Genomic DNA, 6,913 nt, shown 5'->3' with positions numbered 1-6,913 from the left:
TTGAGATAGCAACGGTCATTCCTCTATCTTTAAATGAGCCTGTTGGATTTAAGCCTTCATATTTAAGATAAACAGAAAGCCCTGTTGCTTTAGATAGCCTCTCTGAAAATATAAGGGGTGTATTTCCTTCAAACAGGGTGATTACAGGTGTTTTTTCTGATACCGGCAAGAAATCCTTATACCTTTCAATTACACCTTTGTAATTTCGGATTTCGAATTTCGGATTTCGAATTTCGGATTTAAGATTTAAAACTTTGTCCTCTGACTCCTGACTCCTGACTCCTGACTCTTGACTCCTCATTCTGCCCTAATTCCAAAGAACAAAGGACCCTTTGTGATTACCCTCTTATTGTTTGATGTAATATAATCCATAATGTCCTTTGGTATGGAAAGGTTTATATCTGATGGATGCTCGGCAATCTTAAATTTAACATCTAGCTCTGTCTTTCCCTTTTTAAATTCTTTCTCCATCCTTGCAACAAATCCATCTGTTATTAGCTTTAGAAAGATAAACCCTGTGTTTATCCCATTTTTATAGACATCTTCAGCTCCTTTAAAAGAACCTCCCTTTGGAAGCCCAAAGATTTCACCATTATTTACCCAAATTTCATTAAATCCTGCATATGAAACAAGGGGTTTTCCAGAATCCCAATTATATGCAGAGACCTTTATATCCCTTCCCAAAAATCTTCCTTGATAACATAAAACCTCTGAAGGTCCTAAATTATCCTTTGCTTCATTTATCTTTCTAAAAATAATGGATGAGATCTGTGCTCCATAGCTTGGGCTTTCTTCACATCCTAATTTCTCTGCAATCTCTTTGTCTGTAAAGGAAGGCTTATAGAATTGGAAGAAAAGGAGCTTTCTTAAATCAGATTCATTGTTTAATATTCCAGCTAACCTGTCAACACCAAATCCAAGATTAAAAACAGGATGGTTTATTCCATAATTTGCCAAAGATTCCTTTGAATAAAATCCAAGATTTGCAACCTCAATACGATGAGCAAAGACCTCTGTATCCGTTCCTTCCTCATAGTAATTAGATGTTACGGGTTTTGTTTTAAACTCTATATCCTTAAAACCTATCCCCTCTAAGATTTGCACACAAAGCCCTTTTCCTTTTTTTATATCAAAACCTTCCTCAACAACAACACAGGAAGATGATGTGCTTTCAAATAGATGGCTTTCATCCTGCCTCTGCTCCCTTCTAAACCTTAATCCTTGTGAAAATAGCTTAATTGGAAGGGGTTTTGTCTTTATAAGATGACTTAGGGTTAGATACCACGCTGATGTCATATGAGACCTTAATGTCTTCTTATAGGAAATAGGATATAGGTTTTTAAGCTCAAAGAATTCATCCACCAACCTTATTCCCTCTTTTTCTGTTATATCAAGCCTTTTTACCAATTCCTCAATAAAATCATCCCCCTCTATATTTCCCTCTTTATATTCACGAAGAAAGGCTTTAAGCTCATTCCATTTTGAAAATAAAGGGATTATTTGTTTTATCTTATCCTCCCTTTCCTTTGAAATACCAAGCTCTGGTCTATCCAGGCCTGCAATGTAAAAAACCCTGTCAAGGATTAAGGGTGCCTCCTTTCCATATTGAAGAAAGACATCCTTCTCATCAACAATTACAGGGTTTATTATCTCATCAAAGGAGAGGTTTAAAAATATCTCCCTTAATTTAGCTAAAAGGCTATTTATAGGATGTTCTTTTCCTCGCATAATTTTTTATTATACAACCCTCGCTATCACTTGTAAAGATTAAATTATGTATGCGTTCTTTTGAAAACTAGGGCAGAGGATAGTGAAATCGCAATAGGCACAGAATCTATTGGGTTTTGGAGAAAATTTTGTTTCATCTTTCATTTTTTCTACTATTTCTTTAATAAACAATACCCCATTTTCTATGTCTTGTTCGCTTCTTGTTGTTGTTATCTTTGTGCTATCCTTTAGAAAATGAAATGTTAGTTTGCGTGGAATAACCTTATGGGTATGGTAAAATCCTATGGAATATATTGTCATCTGAAGGTCTTTATCTACCTCGTCCCTTGTCATTCCTGCCCCTGTTTTATAATCAATCACCTCATAGCCTTTCTCTATCTTGTCTACCCTATCAATCCTTCCCGTTAATGTAAAGGAATCAAAAGAAACAGAAAATTCTGCCTCAAGCATTGCCGGGTTAATATCTACATTTGCACCCTCATAAAAATCTTTAAGCATAGCTAGGGCTTTAAGCCCCCACATCCTCTCTTCATTTCTTGATGAATATCCCTCCCTTACCCAATTTTTGCGAAGGAGGTTATGAAGGATATCTAAACTCCTTTGTTCCTGACAAAAGAATTTCTCTAAGGCACTATGGATTGATATTCCCATGCTATGATATGGCTTTGGTTTGCAATATTCCTTAAGTTCATCAATATAATAAAATTTATACCTTAAAGGACACTCAAGAAACATTGATAATTTAAAATGACTTATCTTCATTTTCAGCCAATCTTTTTATAGGATAATATTTCCAATCAGATGTTGTAAAGTTTTTATGTGTTGTAGATAAAATTTTTATTGACATTTTTTGAATGAATAATTTATATTAAATAAAATATTTATTTAGGAGGAAAAAGGATGAAGAATCTTTTAGCTATTTTGTGTGTGGTATTTCTTTGTCCATATTTATGGGCAGAAATAAGAGAGAAAAAGGGAGAGGTTACAATCTCCTATATTGAAGGAGATGTTGAAACCTTGCTTGCTGGAAAAAATGCTTGGGAAAAGGCAAAGCTTAATCAAAGGCTTACAATGGGAGATAGGATAAGGACAAAATTCTCATCCAAAGCAGAGCTTAAGCTCTCTGATGGCTCAACAATTTCCCTTTCTGAAAATTCAATTATGGATATTACAGAGCTTTTGGAAAAAGGGCTTACAACAAAGTCAGGATTTAAGCTGTGGATGGGAGGGATAAAGGCGAGGTTTGAGAGGCTAAAAACAAAGGATAGTGAGGCAAAATTCTATACCCCAACCGCGGTTATGGGACTTAGGGGAACTACTGTCTGGCTTCTCGTTGATTGGGAAGGAAAGACACGATGCGGATTTGAGGAAGGAAGTGGCTATATCTATTCAGACAAAGAGGGAGAAAGGCCGGTTAATGAAAATGAGGAGGCAGAGGTTTCATTAGAGGGTGATATTACCATTAAAACCCTTGGAATGAAAACCGTTCCTAATGTGGTGGGAAAAAGCCTTACCGAGGCAAAAACAGATATTACAGATGCAGGTCTAAATGTGGGTGAGATAAGGGCAGAGGAAAGCGACCAACCTAAAGATAATGTTCTTTCTCAATATCCAGTAGGAGGAAGTGAGGTTTTAGCTAATACATCCGTCAATCTTGTTGTAGCATCTGAAATTCCTCCCTGTGTTGTTCCTGATGTTATTGGAATGCAAAAGGCTGATGCAGAAAAAGCAATAGTAGAGGCAGGGCTTACACTTGATATTGTAATTGAACAAGCAAGCACAAAACCAGAAAATGAGGTCTTAAAGCAAAGGCCAAATCCAGGGACAGAGGTTAAGAAAGAAAGCCCGGTTGATCTTATGATTTCAAAGGGCCCTCCTCCTAAGGTTATTATTCCAGACTTAATCGGAAGAAGCATTGAGGAGGCAAGGGGTATGCTTGAAGGGGTAGGTCTTAGGCTTTCCGGGATAATCTTAAAGAAAGAAAGCGCAATAATTGAGGAAGGAAAGATTGCAGAGCAGAAGCCAAGTGCAGGAGAGGAAGTAGAAGAGGGAAGCTTTGTCCAGGTATGGACAGCAATTCCTCCCCTTGTTGAAAAGCCGCCAATTCCAACAATCAATTCTCAATGGACAATTTCTGGTTTATTTGTAAGTGAGATTCCATACCTTGTTCTTAACATAACCCCTATTGAATGGTCACCTCTATTCTTATCTGTTATGGGAATGCTAACAAGATTTGACAATTCACCATATATTTTAAGGTTTAAACCACCTGTAATGAGCATTGGTGTAAATAAAATAAATGTTTCTGCATGGTTTGAGGGTGGAGACAGGAGGAATGAGGTAATTGAAACGCCATACTATGACCCACTTCCTCCAAAGATTGTAAGTGTTAGGGTTATAAAGGGAAGTGTAAGAATAAGGGTAGTAGTAGAGGATAGGGAATCTGGAATAAAGAATGTAAAAATTGAAGGAGAGAGTATTTCAGCAATAGAAGGCACTCAAGAGGAAAGAAAGGGCATAAATGTTTGGACAAGGGGAACTTACGAAAAAGCCATTATTATAGCTAAAGATGCTCCAGCAACAATTCCCATAAAGATTGAGGTAGAGGATAATGCAGGAAATAAGAGACAAAGGACAGAGAAAATTCCTGAAGCGGCTTTTTCCCTTCCAAGCCATCCCACCAAATGAATGAGGCTTATTTTATTTTTGATTACTATCCCCTGCTTATGCTTTTCCCAGCTTCCTATTTACCATAAATCAAGCCTTCCAAAGCCAAATATTTCCTCTGGCTACATCCAATTTATCGGATTTAACCATGATATAATGGGCACATCGTCTGAATATCCAAAAGGGCTTGGCGGAGAACTTTCATCTTGTTTTATGGGAAAAATTGCCAATTTTGATTATGCAATTATATCATCCCTAGATTACGATAAAAATGAAAACCTATCGCTTAAAAATATAAGTCTTTCTTTTGACAAAGAAGGCATTCTGCTTTATGGCGGAGATAGCTACATCTCTACATCAAAGCTTACATTTATTGGAAATATCAGGGGTGCCTCATTCAAAAAAACCTCATCTGATTATGAAATATTCTCATTTTTTGGAAGAACAAAGGAAAAAAGCGAAAGCTCCTTTTTGCAAATGGGTAGTGGAATAAGGCTTGAAACACAAGAAGGAAATAAAAAATTTGGCATTACCTATGTTTGCTTTAAAGATGATGAATCCTATGGAACATCCACCCTTCTGCCTGTTACATCAGAGGCATTCTCAATGGATGGAATGATTCCTTTGCCAAAGGATATAACAATTTCGTACGAATATGGAAGGTCTATTTATACTCAAGATAAAAAAACAAAGGATGATGCGTTGTTATTGAATATGAACTTCTCCCATAAGAGGACAAAGCTTCATTACGAAGACATTGAAGAGGATTTTAAGACAGAAGGGAATTCTTCAATTATAAGTGGAAGGAATGTAATTGGCGGCTCTTTTGAACCTTTAAGGGGGTTATCATTGGGTTATGAAATAGGCTCTGAAAAAAATGTAGACATTGACAAAAAAGAGATAAAATTTAACATTACAAATCTTGCTGATATAAGCCTTGAATGTAGCGAAAAGATAAAAAAGAATGAAAGCAACCTAGATGATATATCCCTTAAAATAGACAAGGAAATAAGGGGTATAAACATTGGAGGTGGCTATGAATGGGAGGGATTTGATGACAAGAAAAATCCAGAGGGAGATTATACAAGAAATGATTATTCCTTAAGCCTTGGGGTAATGAAAAAGGCTGTTAACATCGCATCTAATTTCTCTTTTCTATTTCAAGAAGAGGGCTTAAAAAAAGAAAAGACAAATATAAACTCTTGTTTTTTTTCGGCAACATTCTATCCAATAGAACCTTTGATAATTGAAACAAATTATGACTTTTATGACTACAGAAAGACAAAGACCATCTATAAAAAAAGCACCCAATCCATTCTCTTTAAATATTCCATCTCAAAAACCCTGCAAATTATCACAGGTTATGAATACATAAAAAACACAGATTATGAAACCCCTGATAATAATTTTGAGGTGGATAAGGTAAAACTAGGTTTTTCCCTTCTATTTTAGGCTTTTATACCCAAATAGAAGTGGGAAGCTGAATAGCTATCTAAAATGCTATATCCTGCCCATCTTCCATCCTTCTCAGAGATCCTTACCTCATAAAGGGAGGGAATTACCTTTTTAAGGTTTTCAAAGATATAAAATGCAATGTTCTCAGATGTTGGAGGGGTTTTATCAAATGGAGGAATTTCATTAAGATTTTGATGGTCAAAAGGAAGGATCACATCCTTAAGCTTTTTCTTTATCTCTTTAAAATCAAATACCATTCCAAGGTTATCCAATTCCTCATTCTTTAAATATATTCTAACCTTGTAATTATGGCCATGGGTTCTTCTGCAATTTCCAGGATAACCAGATATTGAATGGGCAGAAGAAAATCCCTCTTCTACCATTAGCCTATACATTTACTTAAACAGCCCACCAAATCCCTTTTTCTGCTGTTTTTCTTGCTCCATTTGCCTTATTTTTATTTCAAGTTCCTCAGCCTTCATCTTTGCATTTGAAAGGTTTGTCTTTGTAGAGATAAGCTTTTTCTTTGTATCTTCGTGGGCTATTTTTTCGGCATCAAGATCTTCTTTTACCTTTGCTAATTGTTCATTAAGAAGCCTTTCTTTTTCTGCAAATTGCTTCTTTATCTGCTCCATTTCCTTTTCCTTCTCAAGGAGCCTTTTTTTTAGATCATCAGCCTCCCAAACCTTCCCTGCTAATATTGAAAAATCGCCATTACTCATAGTCTTCTTTCCTCCTTATAATTTAAAATTTAGTGTGTGTTTAGCTATTCCAATTATAGTATCTTATATAATCTTTCGGAATTAATCTTTAAATTTTTTTCTAAAAAATGCTAATATATATATATAATAGAATGAGCAAAGAAGATTTGCAAGAAGAAAAAAACAGGAAGAAAGGTAGTGGTGCTTAATGAAAAGCTTCTTATAGAGTGTCTTTACTAAACTTTGGCAAATTTGTAAACTTCTCTTGAAAAACTTAAAGCTAAAAACTAAAAATGCAAAACTACAACTTAAAATTTAAAACCAAAGACTATAACAAAGACTATAATCTTAAGGTAAAAAAT

Annotated in this window: 7 protein-coding genes; 2 read left to right on the top strand and 5 right to left on the bottom strand. The window is 35.4% G+C overall.

The window, feature by feature from the left end; translation table 11 throughout:
- The 3 genes from AB1630_08955 to AB1630_08945 all read right to left on the bottom strand — a co-directional run.
- The coding region (locus AB1630_08955) for a pyridoxal-phosphate dependent enzyme (GenBank protein MEW6103921.1) at positions 1–211 on the bottom strand (211 nt) is incomplete at its 3' end.
- Positions 212–297: 86 nt separating this feature from the next.
- On the bottom strand, positions 298–1,728 hold the full coding sequence (gene sepS / locus AB1630_08950) for an O-phosphoserine--tRNA ligase (GenBank protein MEW6103920.1): 1,431 nt from the start codon (positions 1,726–1,728) through the stop codon (positions 298–300).
- Positions 1,729–1,767: 39 nt separating this feature from the next.
- Positions 1,768–2,490: a PD-(D/E)XK nuclease family protein gene (locus AB1630_08945; protein MEW6103919.1), complete on the bottom strand. Its 723-nt coding sequence runs from the start codon at positions 2,488–2,490 to the stop codon at positions 1,768–1,770.
- A gap of 138 nt (positions 2,491–2,628) precedes the next feature.
- Here AB1630_08945 and AB1630_08940 point away from each other — a divergent pair, with 138 nt between their 5' ends.
- Both AB1630_08940 and AB1630_08935 read left to right on the top strand, forming a co-directional pair.
- Positions 2,629–4,416, top strand: coding sequence for a PASTA domain-containing protein (locus AB1630_08940; protein MEW6103918.1), 1,788 nt, complete (start codon positions 2,629–2,631; stop codon positions 4,414–4,416).
- The gene (locus AB1630_08935; GenBank protein MEW6103917.1) at positions 4,417–5,847 is read left to right on the top strand and encodes a hypothetical protein; all 1,431 of its coding nucleotides are present in this window, start codon (positions 4,417–4,419) and stop codon (positions 5,845–5,847) included. It begins immediately after the preceding gene.
- On the opposite strand, the gene queD is transcribed toward AB1630_08935, so the two are convergent.
- Positions 5,844–6,245, bottom strand: coding sequence for a 6-carboxytetrahydropterin synthase QueD (queD, locus tag AB1630_08930; protein ID MEW6103916.1), 402 nt, complete (start codon positions 6,243–6,245; stop codon positions 5,844–5,846). The two genes, AB1630_08935 and queD, sit on opposite strands and share 4 nt — an antisense overlap.
- Entirely contained in the window at positions 6,246–6,572 is a 327-nt protein-coding gene (locus tag AB1630_08925; GenBank protein MEW6103915.1) for a hypothetical protein, read from the bottom strand.
- Between the last annotated feature and the right edge of the window lie 341 nt (positions 6,573–6,913).

The organism is bacterium, assembly GCA_040753555.1.
Taxonomy (GTDB): domain Bacteria; phylum UBA9089; class UBA9088; order UBA9088; family UBA9088; genus JBFLYE01.
This window is presented reverse-complemented; position numbering and strand designations above follow the sequence as displayed.

Coding starts and splice junctions, on each gene's coding strand:
- AB1630_08945 (MEW6103919.1), bottom strand. CDS start 2,490: ATGAAGATAAGTCATTTTAAATTATCAATGTTTCTTGAGTGTCCTTTA.
- queD (MEW6103916.1), bottom strand. CDS start 6,245: ATGTATAGGCTAATGGTAGAAGAGGGATTTTCTTCTGCCCATTCAATA.
- AB1630_08925 (MEW6103915.1), bottom strand. CDS start 6,572: ATGAGTAATGGCGATTTTTCAATATTAGCAGGGAAGGTTTGGGAGGCT.
- AB1630_08940 (MEW6103918.1), top strand. CDS start 2,629: ATGAAGAATCTTTTAGCTATTTTGTGTGTGGTATTTCTTTGTCCATAT.
- sepS (MEW6103920.1), bottom strand. CDS start 1,728: ATGCGAGGAAAAGAACATCCTATAAATAGCCTTTTAGCTAAATTAAGG.
- AB1630_08935 (MEW6103917.1), top strand. CDS start 4,417: ATGAGGCTTATTTTATTTTTGATTACTATCCCCTGCTTATGCTTTTCC.